Source organism: Anditalea andensis (assembly GCF_000714815.1).
GTDB classification, from domain to species: Bacteria; Bacteroidota; Bacteroidia; order Cytophagales; family Cyclobacteriaceae; genus Anditalea; species Anditalea andensis.
The window spans coordinates 1-19,102 of sequence record NZ_JMIH01000041.1 but is presented as its reverse complement, the minus strand read 5'-3'; the positions used below and the strand labels follow the sequence as shown (position 1 = coordinate 19,102).

At 44.0% G+C, this 19,102-nt stretch carries 19 protein-coding genes and 1 pseudogene; 4 read left to right on the top strand and 16 right to left on the bottom strand.

From position 1 onward, the window contains the following. Positions 1-127: 127 nt before the first annotated feature. The 10 genes from EL17_RS21905 to EL17_RS23720 form a co-directional block, all read right to left on the bottom strand. The gene (locus EL17_RS21905; protein ID WP_240486053.1) at positions 128-964 is read right to left on the bottom strand and encodes an endonuclease/exonuclease/phosphatase family protein; all 837 of its coding nucleotides are present in this window, start codon (positions 962-964) and stop codon (positions 128-130) included. A gap of 2 nt (positions 965-966) precedes the next feature. Continuing rightward, positions 967-1,815: an endonuclease/exonuclease/phosphatase family protein gene (locus tag EL17_RS21900; RefSeq protein ID WP_035079744.1), complete on the bottom strand. Its 849-nt coding sequence runs from the start codon at positions 1,813-1,815 to the stop codon at positions 967-969. A 124-nt stretch (positions 1,816-1,939) separates the two neighbouring features. After that, positions 1,940-3,427, bottom strand: coding sequence for a PKD domain-containing protein (locus tag EL17_RS21895; protein WP_035079741.1), 1,488 nt, complete (start codon positions 3,425-3,427; stop codon positions 1,940-1,942). Positions 3,428-3,494: 67 nt separating this feature from the next. Further along, complete coding sequence (locus EL17_RS21890; protein ID WP_035079737.1) at positions 3,495-5,141, bottom strand: RagB/SusD family nutrient uptake outer membrane protein; 1,647 nt, start codon at positions 5,139-5,141, stop codon at positions 3,495-3,497. An 8-nt stretch (positions 5,142-5,149) separates the two neighbouring features. Beyond that, positions 5,150-8,329, bottom strand: coding sequence for a SusC/RagA family TonB-linked outer membrane protein (locus EL17_RS21885; RefSeq protein WP_084166322.1), 3,180 nt, complete (start codon positions 8,327-8,329; stop codon positions 5,150-5,152). Positions 8,330-9,053: 724 nt separating this feature from the next. Beyond that, positions 9,054-9,635, bottom strand: coding sequence for a YdeI/OmpD-associated family protein (locus tag EL17_RS21880; RefSeq protein ID WP_035079734.1), 582 nt, complete (start codon positions 9,633-9,635; stop codon positions 9,054-9,056). Between the two features lies 1 nt (position 9,636). Beyond that, positions 9,637-10,029, bottom strand: coding sequence for a RidA family protein (locus EL17_RS21875; protein ID WP_035079731.1), 393 nt, complete (start codon positions 10,027-10,029; stop codon positions 9,637-9,639). A 75-nt stretch (positions 10,030-10,104) separates the two neighbouring features. After that, positions 10,105-10,797, bottom strand: coding sequence for a helix-turn-helix transcriptional regulator (locus EL17_RS21870; protein ID WP_035079728.1), 693 nt, complete (start codon positions 10,795-10,797; stop codon positions 10,105-10,107). 503 nt (positions 10,798-11,300) lie between these two features. Then, positions 11,301-13,754 carry an ABC transporter permease gene (locus EL17_RS21865; protein WP_035079725.1) on the bottom strand — a complete coding sequence of 818 codons (2,454 nt, stop codon included), beginning with the start codon at positions 13,752-13,754 and terminating at the stop codon, positions 11,301-11,303. Positions 13,755-14,098: 344 nt separating this feature from the next. Continuing rightward, complete coding sequence (locus EL17_RS23720; RefSeq protein ID WP_164675221.1) at positions 14,099-14,239, bottom strand: hypothetical protein; 141 nt, start codon at positions 14,237-14,239, stop codon at positions 14,099-14,101. A gap of 84 nt (positions 14,240-14,323) precedes the next feature. Here EL17_RS23720 and EL17_RS21860 point away from each other — a divergent pair, with 84 nt between their 5' ends. From EL17_RS21860 to EL17_RS23965, 3 genes are read left to right on the top strand one after another with little or no spacing between them, the layout of a single operon-like run. Beyond that, entirely contained in the window at positions 14,324-14,659 is a 336-nt protein-coding gene (locus tag EL17_RS21860) for a helix-turn-helix domain-containing protein (protein ID WP_035079722.1), read from the top strand. Further along, positions 14,656-14,862 (top strand): hypothetical protein, encoded by a 207-nt coding sequence (locus EL17_RS21855; RefSeq protein ID WP_035079719.1) that lies wholly within the window; start codon positions 14,656-14,658, stop codon positions 14,860-14,862. The genes EL17_RS21860 and EL17_RS21855 overlap by 4 nt, the downstream gene beginning before the upstream one ends. Further along, positions 14,862-15,011 (top strand): type II toxin-antitoxin system RelE family toxin, encoded by a 150-nt coding sequence (locus EL17_RS23965; RefSeq protein WP_205623611.1) that lies wholly within the window; start codon positions 14,862-14,864, stop codon positions 15,009-15,011. Before EL17_RS21855 ends, EL17_RS23965 begins: the two co-directional genes overlap by 1 nt. Before the next feature lie 583 nt (positions 15,012-15,594). On the opposite strand, the gene EL17_RS21845 is transcribed toward EL17_RS23965, so the two are convergent. Next, positions 15,595-15,915 carry a DUF1493 family protein gene (locus EL17_RS21845; protein WP_084166321.1) on the bottom strand — a complete coding sequence of 107 codons (321 nt, stop codon included), beginning with the start codon at positions 15,913-15,915 and terminating at the stop codon, positions 15,595-15,597. Between the two features lie 264 nt (positions 15,916-16,179). Beyond that, a complete protein-coding gene (locus tag EL17_RS21840) occupies positions 16,180-16,629 on the bottom strand; it encodes a hypothetical protein (protein ID WP_035079713.1) in 450 nt (149 codons plus the stop codon). Positions 16,630-17,068: 439 nt separating this feature from the next. On the opposite strand from EL17_RS21840, the pseudogene EL17_RS23320 reads away from it, so the two are divergent. Further along, positions 17,069-17,224, top strand: a pseudogene (locus EL17_RS23320) (helix-turn-helix transcriptional regulator); the annotation flags it as partial. 89 nt (positions 17,225-17,313) lie between these two features. Here EL17_RS23320 and EL17_RS21825 read toward each other — a convergent pair. The 4 genes from EL17_RS21825 to EL17_RS21810 form a co-directional block, all read right to left on the bottom strand. Next, a complete protein-coding gene (locus EL17_RS21825; RefSeq protein WP_035079709.1) occupies positions 17,314-17,658 on the bottom strand; it encodes a hypothetical protein in 345 nt (114 codons plus the stop codon). A 275-nt stretch (positions 17,659-17,933) separates the two neighbouring features. After that, positions 17,934-18,416 (bottom strand): hypothetical protein, encoded by a 483-nt coding sequence (locus EL17_RS21820; RefSeq protein WP_035079706.1) that lies wholly within the window; start codon positions 18,414-18,416, stop codon positions 17,934-17,936. A gap of 7 nt (positions 18,417-18,423) precedes the next feature. Then, positions 18,424-18,648 (bottom strand): hypothetical protein, encoded by a 225-nt coding sequence (locus tag EL17_RS21815; RefSeq protein WP_035079703.1) that lies wholly within the window; start codon positions 18,646-18,648, stop codon positions 18,424-18,426. A 132-nt stretch (positions 18,649-18,780) separates the two neighbouring features. Further along, positions 18,781-18,987 carry a hypothetical protein gene (locus EL17_RS21810; RefSeq protein ID WP_035079701.1) on the bottom strand — a complete coding sequence of 69 codons (207 nt, stop codon included), beginning with the start codon at positions 18,985-18,987 and terminating at the stop codon, positions 18,781-18,783. Between the last annotated feature and the right edge of the window lie 115 nt (positions 18,988-19,102).

Below are 19,102 nucleotides of genomic sequence, written 5' to 3'. Positions count from 1 at the left end.
CTCCAGTAGCATAAAGAAGGTTTAAATTAAACAAATAAGCAAATACTTTTATAAATTTTTTATAAAACTAGTCTCTTATTAAATTATTATTTGCAATATCTATCTTTAATAAGTGGCTCCCAATTCCTTATGGATGGATAGCTATGGTGGCCACTACCGGTCTGTGGTCTGAAGCATAGGTTTCGTTCAACACCCTGTGGCTTTCTGATCGGAATAAATGCTGCGGATGTCGATAAGCTATATAATCAATGGCACGGGTAGGATGCATCACCGGTATGGTAGGTGGACAGATTTCACAGGTTCTGGTAAATCCTGTATCAAGATGCCGGATAGTTTCCGATCCAGGGACGGCATTAAAGTCACCTGCCAAGATAACCGGAAGTTCCTCCTTATCTGCCCATTCCATAATCCTACCCATCTGCAGCATCCTGTTCACAGGATCCTGCTGGGCATCCAGATGGGTATTGCCAAACCGGAGCATCCTGCCATCCGGAAGTGATACTTTAGCGGTGGCCAGCACCCGTGGTTCTCCCCCACTGCCCGCCTCAGAAGGCAGCCGGTGGACGGTGGTTTCGGTAATCGGGTATCTGGACAAAATCAGTACTCCATAATCTCCTCCCTGAAAATCAATGGCTTTGGCGAAGAAATAACGCATGTGCAGTTTCCCGGCTATTAACTGTGCCTGGTTGATTTTTCCCGACCGGGTGACGTTAACATCAATTTCCTGAAGGGCTACCAGGTCCGGTTTTTCACCGTTGATCACATTGACGATGGCATCCACATCAATGAAGTTTGCCGGCATGGAAGGGGGGTTACAGTAATGTACATTGTAGGACATTACTTTTAAAGAGGTCACAGGTGATGTACCCGTATCCGGTGCATCCACATCTGGTTCATTTTTCTCGCCACAAGCCCAGAGGGACAGTATCCATATTACGGAAAGTATAAAGCCCTGTATTTTCATATTTAATTTTCCTTAGAACTTTTCCTATTGATTTCCAGGACTGCCAACACGGGCAGGTGATCAGAAGCGTATGTTTCCTGGATCACTTTATGCTCCAGCACCTTAAAAGCAGCCTTTGGCCGGAATGCTATAAAATCAATGGCCCGGTTTGGATTGACCACCGGAATAGTGGGGGGACAGTCATCACAGGTACGTGTAAATATTTTATCCAGGTAGCTGATGGTTTCACTTTCAGGTTTGGCATTAAAATCCCCTGCTATTACCATAGGAAGGCCAGTTGAAACCGCGATTTTTTCTATTTCTTCCAATTGAAGGCGCCTGTTCTCTTCTCTTCTTACTTCCAGGTGGGTGGAGGCAAAAACGAATTCAAACCCTCCAGGTGTCTTCATCCTGGCGGTAGCCAGGACTCTGGGTTCCGGATTGGTACTCCTATCATCTGGGAGTGGATAATTATGGGATTCCAGGATATCATATTTAGAAAGGATGGCCACGCCATAATCCCCCCCATCATGGTCAATGGCTTTGGCAAAAAAATAGGCTTTCATACCTGTTTTTTCAGCCAGAATTTCGGCTTCATTGATTTTTCCCGAACGACCCACGTGTACATCCACTTCCTGAAGCGCCACCACATCCGGATCTTCGGTATTGATCACCTTGGCTATCGCATCCAGGTCTATGTAACCCGGCCTACTGGGGGGATTGGCATAATGGATATTATAACATAAAACCCTTAAGTATTCAGGCTCTTTGGATAACGCAGCCTCCTGCTTCGGTTTGGCCGGGGCACAGGAAGCTGCGCCTATACAGATGCATGCCAGCACCAGCAAGAATGTATCAATGTTTTTTTTCATTCAGGTCTCAATTTTTGGTCAAAAACTTTATAACAGGGATGATCCATGTAAAATAGGGGCCGACAACATACCGGCCCTATCTAACTATAAACCCTAATCAAATGTATGCTTGGATGAAACTGAATCAGTCAGCAAGTGATGTGTTTTTTAGGTTTTTACCTTTCATAGGCCATGGAGATACTGCTGGCCCGCTTTCCATCACTGCTATTTTATGGAGTTTAATGGCAGTACCATCAAGGCCTTCTACATATACAGTCCCGTCACCGGTAATCACCGGTGAGTTTACCGCTCCGGTCCCCAGAGAAAATTCTTTTGACAACAGCCCTTCTGAGTTGACCACTACCAATTTGCCATCTGTAGAGCCTATATAAATATTGCCATCTATATCCACGGCAGGTACACTTTCGGTAGTCTGCATGTCATAAGTCCAGTTGATTTCTCCATTGGTAGGGTTAAGGGACAGCAGTCCAGCACCAGAGCCTGTATACAGGTCACCGTTTGGTCCTATCACCACCCCCGACTGTGCAGCCCCCGTTACAGCGGCTGCCCATTTGATAGCGCCTGTGGCCCCATCATCCCGTATGGCTACCACGTGGGCATTGGTGGTATAATATACCGTACCGTCTGCATCCATGGATAAAGAGGTACCGTGGGTTCCGCTGCCGGGACCTACAGACTCGGACCATTTAGATGTACCGTCTGCAGCATTGACTGCCCAGATTTTTCCTTCGTTTGTATTTAAGAAATATACAGTCTGTCCATCTTTACTGATGACGGGTGCGGCATAAAATGCCCCCACTCCTGTGATCTCCCATCGCTTTTCTCCGGATGGTGACCAGGAAAATGCCCCCCCGTTTGAGCCCTGCTGCCGGGACCCGTGGTATACATTGCCCTGGGCATCTATTGCCGGGGTATTGTTTGACACCCCTGTCCCTACTGATCCGCTCCACAGTATAGCCCCAGAACCCCCGTCCACTTTAGCGATGGCCCGGTTGGCAGCCCAAGTATTGATGTATACATTGCCATCCGGGCCTATGGAAGGAGCATTGGAAACCTGGTTACCCAGGACAGTTGCCCATTTTAAAACTGCTGTGCTTCCTTCATCCGTCACCGCCACCATCTTGCTCTGGGCAGCAGCGTTGCCCTCTATATAGTAGATGGTACCGTCCTCAGCTATAGCAGGTTTATTGGATCCCTCGTTAATATTACTTACCGTAGTATTGTTGGTAAAACTCCATACGAGTTCCCCTACGAATTCTTTCGGGGGAGGAGAAACCACTACCGATCTTTTAAATTGATGAACGGCACCCGCTGCATTGCCCACGGTCAGCATGACCTCATAAGTGCCTGCCTGCTGGAAGGTATGATAAGGATTTCTTTTAGCAGCTGTGCTCCCATCGCTAAAATCCCACTGCCAGGAGGTAATGGCACCCGACCCTTCTGTAGGGTCTGCATAAAACAACATTTCCTGTCCTTCTATAGGCAATGCGGGAGTAAAATTAAATTCAGCACTGGGAGGAAGCATATCCCCAAATTCGTCTTCGGTACAGGCATAAAATGCGGCACCTAACAGGAGGCTGATGAAGAATAGTTTATAATATCGTGTTTTCATATTTTTATATTGATGCCGTTACTTTTTGTTGTCCACCCTATCCCACTAAGGATCTCTTGGATAGTACCTACCAGCCTGGATTCTGGCCCAGACCAGGAAACCGTTCGAGCTGAGCCAGCGGTATGGGCCATAAGTAATTTCTAGGGGCTACGAAAGTTCGTCCGGAAAATGCCACAATATACCCCTGGGAATCTTCTGCAAAATTTGCCACATGGGCGGGGTTGGAGGCCCAGGCTTTTTTCATTCCCTTCACGTCTTCGGCCAAAACAGGCCCTTTCTCCCACCTTAACAAATCAAAGTACCGCTGCCCTTCAAGTGCCAATTCCACCCTTCGCTCCCTCCTGATTTCTTCCCTGACATCAAGGCCCAACTGTGCCAGTTCGATCAAATCCATTCTCTTCATACCGACCCTGTCTCTCAATAGGTTGATGGTCATATCCACATCTGCCTGGGTCAGCCTGCCCTGTTCCATTCTGGCTTCGGCATAGGTCAGCAGCACTTCGGCATATCTGAGCAGGTGTATGTCATTATGGTCTCTTCCTACCAGTCCTATGGTGGATATTTCAGCATATTTAGTAAAATAGTAACCGGTGATCGTGACAGATCCCCTCCTGTCATTGTTGAATTTGGGTTCCATGAATATATCAGGGTTGGGGTTCACCGCCCTGCCGTCAAACCGGCCTCCCCAGGCAGACCCTGGAGAAAGGATGGTTTGGGTCATTCGGGGATCCCGGTTCTGAAAAACCTCCTTATAGTTGTTTTCCGAATAAAGCGGTGACCTATCTATGGGTAAGCCATCTACCATCAGATAAGTGTCCACCAGGGATTTTGTAGGATTCCACCTGGCTACCTGATCAGGAACCTGGATCTCCCTGCTTAAATTGTGAAGATCGATGTCTGGCAGATGGAGCCTGGCGATGATGGTTTCCCTATTCAGGCCGTTAGCCTGCCTTCCTTTATAGCTGAAAAGGTCATTATAATCAGTGGCTGGATTCCCTGTACTGTACAGTTGATATACGCCCATATCCATCACCTCCTTAGCTGCCAGTTCTGCTACTTCATACATACCGTTATAGATAGCCAATCTGGCTTTCAAAGCCAAGGCTGCCCCCCTGTTCAGTCTACCTAATTCAGCACCGGTACGCCTTTCAATAGGCAAATGCCGGGCAGCAAGATCCAGGTCCTGGAGGACAAAATCCACTACCTCCCTGCGGGGGGTGCGCGGGATATAAACCTCATCTACCGTGAGGGTAGTGGTAACCAAAGGTACGTCTCCAAAAAAACTGGTAAGAAAAAGGTAGCCCATAGCCCGGATGACCCTGGCCTCTCCAGCGAGGGCCTCCCTCCGGTCAGGGTCCATTTCTGCTCGTTGATAGTTTTCAAGAAATGCATTCGCCTGACGTATAGCACGGTACTGGGTGGTCCATTCCGTATTTAAGGTTCCCAAATCTATACCGAAATTTCCACTTCCTATTTGCTGATAGGCGGTGGTAGATGGCCAAAGGGTATTGTCCCCCAGGTTTTCCATATCCACGGTATTCTTAGCCTTAACATTCGCATAGAGCCCATTTAAAGCCAGGATCAACTGCTCTTCACTTTCCCAAAAGGTTTCATTGGTCACCACATCCAAGGGGGGCATATCCAGGAAATCATCATTGCAGGCCCCCAATGAGAGGGTACCGGCCAGTAAACTGAAAATTATATATTTCTGCATGGCAAATATTATTTAAAATTGATATTAAGGCCTACTACATATGTCTTTACCTGTGGATAAAAACTAGCCCCTCCTACAGGAGATTCTGGATCATATCCATAGAAGTAGTCGGTCATGGTCCAAAGATTGTCTGCCGAGGCATACACCCTGAACCTGCTGATCCTAAACCGCTGGGTAAGTTCGGATGGGAGCGTATAGCCCAACTGGATATTTTTAAGTCTTATATAGGAGGCATCTTCAAGCCAATAGGTGGACAGCCGCTGGTTGAATGTCTGCTGGAAGGCTAGCCGGGGGTAGCTGGCCCCTGGATTTTCCGGCGTCCATCTGTCCAGGTGCAGTGTTTGGGGCATTGTACTTTGATCGATAAAAGCATGGCGGGTAGAGCCGGTAAGATAGCCTTCTGCCTGGCCCACTCCCTGGAAAAAGAAGCTGAAATCAAAACCGTTCCAGGCTACATTTCCTCTCAAACCATACGTAAACCTTGGAATATGGCTGCCTATCACCTGTCTGTCTTCATCAAGGCTGATCACACCATCACCATTCAGATCTCTGTATATGATGTCTCCGGGCGCTACAGGATCCCCCACCACGGTAGGAAAATCGGGGACAAAGGTACCCGTTTCGGGATTGTACCTGAAATCAGATTCCTGTGCTATTCTCTCTGCCACTAATCCGTAAAAGGCGTCCAGGGGATGGCCCACCATTCTGACCCTATCACCGATGGTCGGAGGAGTACCGGCCAGGTCGACTACTTTATTGCGCACATCGAACATATTAAAATTCAGACCATACTGAACCTGTCCGATCTGGTCTTTCCAGCCTACCTGTATCTCCCAGCCCCTGTTTTCTACTTTTCCGGCATTTTGGGTGGGGTAAGGGGCGCCAAATACATCCGGCAAAGGCAAAGTAAGCAGCAGGTTGTCACTTTCATTGATAAAGTAATCAGCAGTAAGATCCAGTCTGTTGTCCATAAGGGCGAGATCCAATCCTAAGTTCTTTTTAATGGCCGTTTCCCATCTTAATAACCTATTGGCTACCACAGTCTGCCGGTAACCTATTGTGTTAGTGTTGCCTATGGGCATGGTAGCTACTGGGCCCAAAATGTCCCTAAAGGCATAATTCTGTAGCCTATTATTAGCAGCTGATCCATCCCCTATCCTATCGTTTCCCTGGGTACCGTAAGATGCCCTTATTTTACCGAATTCAATTTTATTTCTCAACCCATCAAAAAACCCTTCTTCGGAGAAGACCCAGCCCAGTGAAGCGGCCTTAAAGAGTTCCCATCTGAGGCCTTCGGCAAACCTGCTTGAACCATCATAGCGGAAGGTAACCTCAGCCAGGTATTTATCCCTGAACGTATAATTGGCCCTGCCGAAAAGTGACCTTAGCCCCCACTGAGTAGCACTACCACTGTTTAGCTGGTTTTCTGTCCCTAGGTTAATATGCCCTACCACCTGGGAGGCGAGATTGGTTCTCGACGCTTCAAAATTATCGGTAAACCCTTGTTCCTGGGACACCCCCACCATTAGCTTTACATCATGCTGGTTATTGAATATTCTGTCATACTCCAGCGTTCCTATGAAGGACTGGTCCAGTCCCGTATAATCCCGTGTATCAATTTTATTGGGATATCCGGTCCTATAGATCATTGACCCATCTTCTGGGCTAAAGTAGTTTATGGTTTTGGTGAATATGGTTCGCTTCGAATTAGAACGGAACATACCGTATTGCCCTCTTAACCGTAAGCCTTCTGCCAGAGTCAGTACTGCATTCAGATTTCCGGTAAATTCCTGGGAGGAAAAATCATCCGTCCCTCCATCCGTGGCATTTGCTATGGGGTTGGACTGTCCTCCTATGTATCCCCAGGTGCCGGTGGTAAACCTTACAGGTACCAGGGGCAGTATGGAATGGGCTGCTGCTATAGGGCCTGTTCCGGATGCTGCCCCGGTATATGACCTTTCTATATACCCCAGATTGGCCGTTACTTCCAGTCTTTCCGATATTTTAGCAGTGAATTTTGTACGAAGGTTATGCCTGTTGGCGTGAAAATTATCTCCTGTCACCAATCCCCCTTCAGTGAGATTGGCATAAGACAAATAGTAATTAAAGTCATTATCCCCGCCGTTAATGCTCAGACTGTGATTTTGCTGTGGTGCACTCCGCTTATATATTTCATTTAACCAGTTGGTATTTGCATAGTAATTAGGATCGGAACCATTTCTGGCTATTTCAATCTCTTCCTCGGTATAAGTGGGATTTCTGCCTACGTTCAGCAATGATTCATTTAACAATGTCATATAATCAGGGGATCCCAGAAAAGTGGGCAAAGCAGTGGGGGCCTGTCTACCGAAATAATTGGTGTAAGAAATACTCGGCTGGGCACCTGCCCCTTTTTTAGTAGTGATCACTATCACACCGTTGGCCCCCCTTACTCCATATATAGAGGAGGACGCTGCATCTTTCAGTACCGAGATGCTTTCGATATCATCCGGGTTCAGGATATTCAGATTTCCCCCGGGTACCCCATCGATGACCACCAGCGGAGTAGCGTTTCCCCAGGTACCTATACCTCGGATCCGTATCGTTCCGGCATTTTGCCCGGGCGCTCCCAATGCCCCTGTTATGGTGACTCCGGGCATGGTGCCCTGAATACCCTGGTTTATATTGGTAATAGGCCTATTGGCAAATACTTCTGCAGTTACCTGGCTGACTGCTCCTGTAAGGGTGGCCTTTTTTTGGGTACCATATCCTACCACCACTACGGCATCAAGGGAGGTGGCATCTTCCTGCATGGATATGTCAAAGGAAGCCTGGTTGCCCACTATGATTTCCTGTGAATGGTATCCTATATAAGAAATGACCAAAACAGGCTGTGGGCTTCCTGCTGTACTGATGGTAAACCTGCCATCCAAATCAGTCACTGTACCGCGGGAGGTACCTTTTAAAACTACGGTGGCCCCTGGCAAAGGCTGCCCCTCACCATCTCTGACCACCCCGGTAACCTGTGTGTCCTGAAAATCTACGAGGGTTTCCATGGATAAAGTTAAATTTTCCAGCAGGTAAGATACCTCAGCTGTATGCAGGACGGATCCAAAGCCTTTTGAAGGCAGTAGGCCAATCAATGCCAAGAGCAGTGGCAGCATCCTAGTACCGGTCCTCTTACATTTTACTGGTAATCTTTGGTTCATAATGATAAGTTGATTGATTGTGAATAGATTTTTTACTGAATTGAGCCGATTCCGGATTTGGTTTTCTTTATTTCCGGTCTGAATAGCCTTTGTTTATTTTTTGTCCCCAGGCAGATGGACCTACTTTTAATTTTGATAGACAGCCATTTACCAAATAAACCAAAATGGATTGTTAAAAACAATACTTCTTTAAATATTTTAAAAAAGATTTATTTTTATATCGTGTAATTTAAAATAAGTCAGGTTTAGATTTTTATTATTTTTACATATGACAAAAATATATGATCAAATATTCAATAAGCTTTATTGAATATTTTCAAAATGTTAACTTTTTAGCCGTTTGATAATTTTAAGGTAGCATACCGTAAAAGGCCCTGTTAAAAATATATAAAAATTATATTTTGTTTTTAGTTAAAAAATTAAAATGAAACAACTTAAAAATGCTAAATACAAATTTAAATTCTATTTTATTTTAGGTTTAAAGAGGTTTTTGTAGAAAATAATTATCGGAATAATGTGAACATTCACCATTATCCATGCTCGGCGGTAGGGATGGTATGGGCTATCAGCTTTTTTTGGGGTAGCTGTGCAGTCCTTATGGAGGGTAAGCTGTACGTAAAAAAAGAGACGGTGATTTAACCGGGGATAAATCGGCAAGAACCATGGAAGTTTAGCATATGGGGGAGACCCCAGATGCGATAATGGCTTTTACAGATAATATGGCTCACCGTAAGTGTGCCGGCTTTAGCATTTGTTCTGCATTCAGGATGATATCATTTATTCTTTTTTGCCGGGTTTCTGCCTTTCGTGCCATTACTAGCCACTGCAGAATGGCCTTTCTATTGGATGGACTCAAACTATGATAAAAATCCTTAGCTTTAGGGCTGAGGTCTAAGGCTGCTTCCAGGTCCTTTGGAAGGAGTAAATCTTCTACTTCGTCCAAGATGTTCCAGGAGCCGTTATTTTTAGCGGTTGTGATGCTTTTATACCCGGCTTCGGTCATCAGCCCTTTTTGGATAAGTTCCCCGACTTTCTGTTTGTTGATTCTTGACCAGGTACTCCTGGGTTTCCTTTGGCTGAAAAACTGGTGTGACCTTTCTTCGTCCACTTTGACTTTCTTACTGTCTATCCAGCCAAAACAAAGTGCCACCTCCACTGCCCCGCTCCAGGTAATGGATTTTTTACCCGAGCATTTTTTATAAAAAACAAGCCATACCGCCTGTTTTGAAAGGTGATTTTTCTCTAACCATCTTCTCCACGCGGTAAGGCTTGCCGGATAAAATATTTCTATTTTACTTTTTTCCATATTATTTTACTACAGTGGCTTCCAGCTCCACCGTCAAGTTAGCAAAAAGCCCTTTCACTTCCAGCAAAGTGGTGGCCTGCTGGATGCCGTATTTCTGTAGGAAAGGCACATAGACATCCATACAGGTGGTGAAGAATGTCTGGGTAGAGGTAGTATATACATTCAGCCGTACTATCCCCCCACAGTCATATCCGGCTTCCATGATGAGCTGCTCCAGGTTCTGGATGGTCTGGACGAGCTGCGTCCTCATGTCTTCAGCACTGGGTACCCCATTAGCGTCCAGGGCCACCTGTCCCGAACAGTAAAGGGTTCCTTCTGGGTTTTTAATTTCTACAGCCTGTACTGAATTGGTGTTTTTGCCCCAGGCCCAAGGGTCGAATGTTTTCTTTTGCATGTTTACATTGTTTAAATAGTGATATACAAAAGTAGCGGGCCCTTATGACAGCCTTATGTCAGGGGTAAAACGATCCTAATAAAATTTATCAAAATATTCCTGCAATGTCAGTTTATGGGGTTCAAATTTCTCTGTCAGAATCATCATACCTGTAATTCTGTCTAAACGAAAATACCGGAACCCCATCCGCAAACGGCACCAGGCGATCATCAACCAGTTATCTGTCGTGCTGATCAATGCAAAGGGCTCAATGGTCCTGCTGGAAACTACATTCTTTTCGTTGGTATAGTCAATTTTGACCAGGTAAAAGTTGGTAAGGGCATATTGCAGCCGGGAGATATTGTTACTGTTCCTTTCTCTGTTGATGTTCTGTTCAAAGCGGGTCCTTTCACCGAGTAAATTTGCCTTGTCTTTATCGGAAGGTTTTAATACCGCTTTGATTTTATCTATTGCCTCTGAATAATCTTTTATAAAGGATATGTCTTTGTTTTTCAATACCAGCTGTTCGGCCAGGATGAGGGCATTGGCCTGGCTTTCAGAAAACATAATGGGCGGAATTTTGTAACCCTCCATCAAGGTATAGCCTTTTCCCTCTTCGGTGACTATGGGAACGCCTGCCTGTTCCAATGCCCTGATGTCCCTATAGATGGTCCTAATGCTCACCTTAAATTTATCTGCCAGACCGGTAGCGGTCAAAAGCCTTCTGGTCTGCAGCTGCGTGAGTATGGCCGTCAGCCTTGAAAGCCTTTTTGTGTCGTTTTCATTCATTCTTTTTCCCAGACAATAATGGACCTTGGAAAGCGCAGTTTAACCACAGGCCAATGCCGTGCGCTGTACCATCATTTTGTGCCTCTAAATTAGGTCATCCCCCTATTAAATAATCAAAAGGCGAGGCTTTTTTATTTCCCAGCACCATTAAGTTCCCTCAGGTGTAATCTTTACCTTTCATTTTTCCTACCGATAGGGAGCGGAGAAATCTCAGCTACGGGATTGAATCGGTATGGGATACCTCTAGGGGACGCACGTTATTGGATCCGTATGGGAGACCTCTCCGCTCCGGTCGACGTGACGGCGTAGGGTAAGTTCCACCCCTATAGGGTCGTGGGGATGACGAATCCCTGTTCCCCATGAGGGGCTACCCATGGCTACTGATGGGTTTGACCCTTTTATGGTCATGGGTAAGGGTTTCTAGAGGACGGCGTATGGAGGGGACGGGAGGGGAAACGGAAACCATAATACGTCGTTTTTTTCGACCGGCCGATAGGGAGTGGTCATTCGCTGCGGAGGCTTTTGATGGGGTTGGCCAGGGCAGCCCTTATGGACTGATACCCCATCACCGCCCAGGCCACTAGGATGACCAATCCGACCGAAAACGTAAATACCTCCCATCCCATTTCGGTCCTATATTGGTAGGATTCCAGCCATTTGCCCATGCCGATCCAAGCCAGGGGCGCACCTATCACAAACGAGATGACTACCAGGCGTGTGTACTCTTTGGAAAGCAAATAAACAATACTGATGGTATCGGCACCTAGAGCCTTTCTGATGCCTATTTCTTTCCTGCGCTGCTCTGCGGTAAAAGCCGTCAATGCAAATAATCCAAGACAGGCTATAAATATGGCAAAACATGTAAATACCAGAAAGACCTTGCCTATACGCGTCTCTGCCTCATACATCCTATCAAACCTTTCGTCCAAAAAAGAATAGTTAAAAGGCTGTCCGGGTGCCATCGCCTTCCATTTGGTTTCGATGAGCTCTACCACCTCCCCTGTACTTTGTGCCTGAAACCTAAATGAAGCATAGCCCTGCGGCTTTAGTTGCAGATAGATCATGACGGGGCCTATATTCTCTTTCAATGATTCGAAATGGAAATTCTCCACTACCCCTATCACGGTTTTATAAAGCAGATTATCTTTATCAAAACCCGCCTCATCCCCATCAAAGGTTGCCACCCGCTGGCCTATCGGATCTCCCTGAAAGCCAAAATGGCGGACCGCTGATTCGTTTAGGATTACACTGTTGGTGTCCGAGGGGAAGTCCAAGGAGAAATTCCTTCCCTCGAGGATATTCATGTTTAGGGTTTCGATATAGTCCACATCCACGGACCAGTTTTGGCTGCTGACCATGTTTTCCGGCAGCTGGGGATCCTTGCCCTCCACCCACCAGGGATTGTCCGACCTGCTGGTGCCCCAGACTGGAAGGAAACTGCTTAAGGTACCTTGCTCTATCAGATCGCTCTGTACCAGCTCATTTTTAAAAGAATGGACCTGATCCCCTAGGGTATAGATATCTTCTATCATGATCACCTGGTCCTTATTGAAGCCCAGGTTTTTATTCTGTATAAAATTCAATTGGTTAAAGACCACCAGGGTGGCAAATATCAATATAATGGAAACAGCAAACTGGAAGACGACCAGGCTACTTCTGATGGTCCCGCTTTTCATTCCCAGAGCTACATTTCCTTTGAGAACCTTAGCGGGCGAAAATCCGGATAAAAAGAATGAAGGATATATCCCTGCCACTATACCCACCAGCACCACCCCGGACAATACCACCATATAAAAGATCGGAGAAGTAAAAGGAACAGTTAGGGTCCTGCCGGAAATTTCATTAAAAAATGGTAAAAGCAGGCTGGCCAACACGGTGGCCACTGCAAAGGAAACCAGACTCATGAGGATCGTCTCCAGCATAAACTGGCCGATCAGGTCTTTTCTGGAAGATCCCATCACCTTCCTCACCCCTACCTCCTTGGCCCTGGTGGCTGATTTGGCCGTGGAAAGGTTCATAAAATTGATACAGGCGAGCAGCAGGATAAAAAGGGCTATGGCACCAAACATGTAGATGTAGGTGATGCTGAAGTTGGGCTCAAATTCACCCATCAGATCACTTTGCAGGTGGATATCCAGCAGGGGCTGGAGGGTATATTCCAGTTTATTTCCGGCGGCCTCAAATTTATCCAGGGTAGTTTCCTCTCCGATAATCTGTGAAAAGGCAGGTGAAATGTGCTTATCTACCAAGCCCCGGAGTTTCGATTGCAGTGCGGCAGGATCCGCACCGGGCTGCAGCAGGAGGTAGGTCTGAAAATTATTGGCCAACCAAAAATCAGATTTGGCTTCACTCAGCCCTTCGGCGGCCAGGATCATATTAAAGTCAAAATGACTGGTAGTCGGCATGTTTTCGTAAACCGCGGTGATCTGATAAGCCACATGATTGTTAAGGATCAGTTGTTTGCCTACCGCCTCCTCACCGGGGAAGAACTTTTCCGCTATTTGCCGGCTGACCGCCATCGTTCTGGGCTGATCCAGCGCTCCCTTGGCAGCCCCTTCCAGGATGGGGACCGTGAAAATCCGGAAAAAATCCTTCCCCGCAAAAATGACTTTGCCTTCTTTGATATTCTCCTCTTCACGTTTTACCAAAAAAGCACCCTGATTACGGAAATGAACGGCTGCCTCCACCTCGGGAAATTCCGTTTTGAGCGTCTCTGCCAGTGGGGCCGGCGCATACACCATGTTCAGGTGGTTTCCTCCATACCATAAAGTGGTATTGGTCCGATAGATGCGGTCTGCCCGCTCATGGTGATGGTCATAGCTCAGTTCGTTTACCAAAAACAACGAGATGACCATGCATATCGCTATTCCCATAGAAAACCCGAGAATATTGATTAAGGAAATGGATTTGCTTTTCCAGAAATTTCTGAAGGCTATTTTAAGGATATTACCATGCATAGGCCAATTTATTTCAATGACACTGGACAATAAAGACTTTCTTCCAAAACATGTTTGGATTTCAAGATACTGTTCTATAGTTATGCCAAGAAATCATTGTTGAAAATGACTTTATAAGGCCTATTGGATAATTTCAGCCCATGTGAACGGACAAAAATGTTCGGGTACGGCCAATTTTGCTTCCGGATATATGGCTTGCACCGCCGCATCCGATGCATCTTAAAATGCTTACCCAGACCTTCCATTAGCTTTTGATATCAAAGATAGGAGTCACGAACATCCGGTTCCGCATCTTCGGATAATCGGTGGTTATCAGGCATCATGTGTGAGGTTAATACACTTTCCTATACAGGGTCCGATTGTGGAAAACTCCATTCCCCCGTATTCATATCTCTCAGTCCTCCCTCCAGCTTTTTCTGCTGTTCGGAAATTAATTCAATCAGACTTTCCTGTTGCGCTTTCAATCGCTTAAATTTCGAAATCATTAGGGTGATTTTTAAAATCTATCTTTTATTTACGTAAATTAGTCTTAAACATGGATTACGAAGTACAATTGTATCCTATCAGGTATGGAATCAGGCAAAATAATTGCTACTTTAAGGGATTCCAAGAACTGGTCACAGACCGATTTGGCCAACAACAGCAACGTATCCCGTGTAATGATCGGTAAATACGAACGGGGGGAAGCCATTCCGTCCATCGATGCCGCCAAGAAAATCGCAGATGCCTTTGAGGTGTCTTTGGATTATCTCGTGGGAGTAGGGCAAAACGCCAGGTTTGACAAAAAAACAGTACAGCGGCTGCAGGATATCGAAGCCCTGAGCCCAACGATAAAGGACAAACTTTTCTTTTTGATCGATACGGTGATCCGGGACAGAAACGCCCAAAAAGCTTATATGCAATGAGAACACAATTTATAACTGACGACGATGGCAAAAAACTTGCCGTCATTCTTCCCATCAAGGAGTACAACAAAATGGTGGATGATCTGGAAGAACTCGAAGACATTAAACTCTATGATGCCGCCAAAAAGGGCAAACAGGAGTTTATAGACGCGGAACAGGCTTTAAGGGAGATTGAGAAAAAACGCGGACAAAAACAAAAATAATGTACAAAGTCCGTGTTGAGCGCAAAGCGCAGAAAAAGCTCGCCAAGATTCCGGAACCGTATTATTCCAATATCAAAACCGCCATACTGGACCTGGGAAACGATCCACGCCCAAAAGGCTGCAAGAAGCTAAAAGGAAGGGACGGCTAACGTGTACGTGTGGCCGATTACCGAATCATCTACGAGATTAAGGAAAGCGTACTTCTCGTGGATGTGATTGATTTAGGACACAGAAAGGATATTTATTGAATTGGAAAAGCACCGGCATACGGTGCTTTTCCTTTGCCCACTTGTACTAAAACGCACTAATAAAGAAATACAATCCCGCCAATAATGAGGCTATTCCAGCATAGTATATATTGACATTCCCCATATGAAACTCTTTTTTTGTATATGTCTTATCTCTCATTTGAATTGTAAAAATAATTATTGAAATAAGAATTAGGCATACTCCAAATAGTATACTAAATATATCCATAAACCTATTTGTTTTTATTGTCAGTTCCGCCGCCGGTACCCAGCAGGTGCAAATGTTGATAATCTAGCTTGCTGACCAAATGCATTTCCAACCATCATATTACCATAACCATGAGCCGCTGCTCTTCCTAGTTCATGTAAAGCCTTGCCTCCAAATATGCTTACCGAACCTCTGGATTACCACTACCTCCACAAGCTTTGCTAAAGGCAGTGTTTGGGCAGCAACATTGAAAGTATGAAAGAAGGCTTAGATGGTTTATCGACCCTTGATCCATTTTCCATTTTTTGCGGATTTCTCTAAATCTCCTATTGTAATAGGTTGATAATCCCCCCCTATTATGGAATAAATAAAACTGAATAAATTGAACCCTTCATTAGCAAAATAATTATCAAAATTAAATTCAGATAAGTCCACATTAAAAGATCTTGCAAAGTCTTGAATAAATTCACCAGCATCATCACCACTCATTCCTAAATCTTCACTTAACCGAGTGTCTCGAGTAAGATTTCGTTTATACCTTCCTCTATGTTTAATTACCAAGTCAACAATTTGGTTAAAAATCAATTCATTATTCATATTATCTCGCTGTTATTTGATTGTACCTTACTTGAGTATGATAGAGAATACTACCGGAATCGTAGGCTACCATACCCTATCCTATAACAGGTACTGCTCTACCGGCAAATCTTCCTATTATAGTAGTATACCTTAATCCAACTTGCCCTATGTTACTTTTGTGTACAAAACACGTGAAATAATATGGCTGACAAGAAAATTTGAGCGAAAATATAAAACTAATCGGCATTGACTTATGATTAAACAGAACTAAAATTAATCACTCTAATTGCGTGTATCAACATTAATTCCATACAAACTTAAAAAATCCAAGATTTCTGTTACTTTTCTACGGTTGATTCTAAGTTTATAGGTTTTATTTTTTACTACAATTATTATAACAGGTGTATTTTTAAGAGCACTTATAATTGAAATCAACCCAGCTCCTCCTAACATAATAACCACAATTAAACCATTGCCCAATAAATTATAAAACCTAACAGACTTTTCTCCAATATTTAATCCCATTATTAAATTATATAATAAAATCCCAGAAGAAACTATACATATTATTCCAATAATAAAAATCAAAACATAGTTTTTTATAGACTTACCTTTTATTAAATATGATTTTTCAATTTCATCATATAAAATTATATGGTAAGTATATTTGTTTCTTGTCAAATGAATACCTTGTGAAGTTAATTTAAAATTTAAATCCTCTATCTTACTCATAACAGTGTTATAAAATTATTATTATGAGGATTTATTTGTGGCAGCCCTGGCCCAAAATAAGGTTGTCCTGGCATTGTTCCAAATGGCAGGTAAAGAGGTCCCATTCTTTGGCTTTGCAAATAATGCCCATATTCATGAACAAATAAATGATCTCTAAAATCAGGCTTGAATCCGTATTGGTAGCGTACCTGGGATAGCGCAAGCCGGGACTTTATCGCCTGGATCTCCATACCAAAAATCTCTATTTTTTTTTTATAATGTGTATAATCAGACGCAAATCTATAAAATCATCCCTATACTCAAAAAAACTACTATCATCTTTTTTATGCATCTTTTTACCGCATTTTTGGATTATTACTGCATGATCATCCTTTTAAAAGTGTAATCATGACTAAAACAGGTGACAGGATAGCGCAGCTACGCAAGCAAAACGGATGAACTATCTAAAAAAATCGGAGCTTCAAGAGAGGCTATTGGCAAGTATGAACGCAACGAAGCCTTACCCTCGGTAGAGACGGCAAAGAAAATCGCCGATGCATTCAGCGTAACGGTGGATTACCTTGTAGACGAAACTGCCCGGCCGTTACTCAAGTAAATATAGAAATATCCCGCTTCATCTGCCACGCCTCCCCACCTGCTGGCCCCTCGCTAAAAGCTTTATCAAAGCTTTTTATACGCTCGGTCCTAAGATAATCTTTCATGGGCGGTGTTGGATCGGTCCTCGTAGGCCGCCTCACTCATCTGGACAAAGCCTCCGTACTTAAACCTCATCTCGGTATCAAAGAACAGGTAGTTCAGGTAAGCGGGAGGTGCATCGCCCTTTTGCTTTTTACCTCCAAGCAGACCAGATAAACCTTTGTTGCCTCCTGCCAATGATCCGGTCTGGGCGACACCATTGCCGTCTATACCTAAACCTGTAGCATTTCCTCCTGTCAGCCCCATCAATACTGACATCACTGCAGGATTGGTTTTGGCCAGATCTATGTATTTTCCATAAACTTCCATTCTGATCGTATCCCCCGGCAGCACACTGAACGATCTTGCCCCCCCTTCATTTGGACCACGGCCTCACTATCGTTAAATTTTGAAAAGGAAAATATGACCCCTTCTATCGAAGCTGCCAAAAAACTCGCAAAGATCTGGATACTACGTTAGGCTACCGAAAAAGAAAAGTTCGACCTTTTTAAAGACCTCGCTATGCTCAAATAGGTTCAATATACTCCAACCCTGTCTACTATCCAGCTGAAAAACAACAAACTAAACCAATATTTATTTAATTAATACTGATCTTCGTTATATAAACATTATATATCGAAATTAACTCCTGTAAATACAATTTTTAACTCTTCAATAAACTGTTCCTGTAATCCTTTTTTTGACAGTTCTTTTAAGGGAAAAGGCTTGCTTTTTTGGTTAATTTTAAGGATTACATCTTTTCTTGTGATAGAATAAAAAATATAAAAAGCAAAAAATAAAGTTGAAATAGAAAGGATTATGTTTGCTCCAATCCTTCTGATATCACTATGGTTCAAAGGAATGTAATTCGGACTTTCATTTAGTTTAAAGAGTAAGTTGCTCACGAGAAATATTCCTAAGAAAAACAGGGATACACCAATAAATGTCAAAAGCCAAACATTTTGAACGACCCTCTCTTTCTTGATTTCAATATATTTTACCTCTGAAAAAGGTATAGTTAAATAGTTATACCTATTTCTAAACAACTGCACTTCATTCTTTATAAAATCAAACTTAAATTCTTTAGTCTTGTAAATTGTTGTTGGTTTCATGTTAATATTAAATTTTTGGTGATTTTGAAGTATAGATATAACTATCTGGAATAACCGGGTCATTAATAATACTATTAATTACAATGTCACCATTTGTATGCAAGGTAAAAAAGGTACCTCTTTTATCCGCATTGGTTATATATCCATCCTTTTGGCTGATTACCCTATGGACACCAATTAACCTTCCGCTTTTTTCATATTTCCCTGTATTTTCCCAAGGATTTTCTTGCATTCGGTGTGCTAAGTGATTCAATCCTGCCACTGTCGCACCTACTGCCGCCCCTCTCCAAAAATCACCACCTGTAAGTCCGGCACCTAAACCTCCACCTTTGGGATCCTGTTTTTATTTCAGCTGTACGCGCATTTAATTCGGCATGTTGCTACCGGAACCGGCACCTGTAGGGGATTGGGAAGTGATACCGGTCATGATTACCCTACCTAGTGCATCATATTTGGTGTAGTACCATTTGTTTTGCCCCCTCAGATTTCCGTTCTGCGAGGCTATTGGACGGTCCTGGTGGTCATAATGCATTATTTCTACATCTTTGGCTGGACTCCTTTTTCCCGTCATCTCACCGCTGATGCTTCACATATAAACATCGTAAATGTGATTGCTTCGGGGGAGTTGAAGTCCGTCTTAAATAAAAAACTTCTCCCCTCTCCTTGCAATGACGGTCTCACCATTT

Coding starts and splice junctions, on each gene's coding strand:
- EL17_RS21905 (WP_240486053.1), bottom strand. CDS start 964: ATGAAAATACAGGGCTTTATACTTTCCGTAATATGGATACTGTCCCTC.
- EL17_RS21900 (WP_035079744.1), bottom strand. CDS start 1,815: ATGAAAAAAAACATTGATACATTCTTGCTGGTGCTGGCATGCATCTGT.
- EL17_RS21895 (WP_035079741.1), bottom strand. CDS start 3,427: ATGAAAACACGATATTATAAACTATTCTTCATCAGCCTCCTGTTAGGT.
- EL17_RS21890 (WP_035079737.1), bottom strand. CDS start 5,141: ATGCAGAAATATATAATTTTCAGTTTACTGGCCGGTACCCTCTCATTG.
- EL17_RS21885 (WP_084166322.1), bottom strand. CDS start 8,329: ATGAACCAAAGATTACCAGTAAAATGTAAGAGGACCGGTACTAGGATG.
- EL17_RS21880 (WP_035079734.1), bottom strand. CDS start 9,635: ATGGAAAAAAGTAAAATAGAAATATTTTATCCGGCAAGCCTTACCGCG.
- EL17_RS21875 (WP_035079731.1), bottom strand. CDS start 10,029: ATGCAAAAGAAAACATTCGACCCTTGGGCCTGGGGCAAAAACACCAAT.
- EL17_RS21870 (WP_035079728.1), bottom strand. CDS start 10,797: ATGAATGAAAACGACACAAAAAGGCTTTCAAGGCTGACGGCCATACTC.
- EL17_RS21865 (WP_035079725.1), bottom strand. CDS start 13,754: ATGCATGGTAATATCCTTAAAATAGCCTTCAGAAATTTCTGGAAAAGC.
- EL17_RS23720 (WP_164675221.1), bottom strand. CDS start 14,239: ATGATTTCGAAATTTAAGCGATTGAAAGCGCAACAGGAAAGTCTGATT.
- EL17_RS21860 (WP_035079722.1), top strand. CDS start 14,324: ATGGAATCAGGCAAAATAATTGCTACTTTAAGGGATTCCAAGAACTGG.
- EL17_RS21855 (WP_035079719.1), top strand. CDS start 14,656: ATGAGAACACAATTTATAACTGACGACGATGGCAAAAAACTTGCCGTC.
- EL17_RS23965 (WP_205623611.1), top strand. CDS start 14,862: ATGTACAAAGTCCGTGTTGAGCGCAAAGCGCAGAAAAAGCTCGCCAAG.
- EL17_RS21845 (WP_084166321.1), bottom strand. CDS start 15,915: ATGAATAATGAATTGATTTTTAACCAAATTGTTGACTTGGTAATTAAA.
- EL17_RS21840 (WP_035079713.1), bottom strand. CDS start 16,629: ATGAGTAAGATAGAGGATTTAAATTTTAAATTAACTTCACAAGGTATT.
- EL17_RS21820 (WP_035079706.1), bottom strand. CDS start 18,416: ATGAAACCAACAACAATTTACAAGACTAAAGAATTTAAGTTTGATTTT.
- EL17_RS21815 (WP_035079703.1), bottom strand. CDS start 18,648: ATGCAAGAAAATCCTTGGGAAAATACAGGGAAATATGAAAAAAGCGGA.
- EL17_RS21810 (WP_035079701.1), bottom strand. CDS start 18,987: ATGACGGGAAAAAGGAGTCCAGCCAAAGATGTAGAAATAATGCATTAT.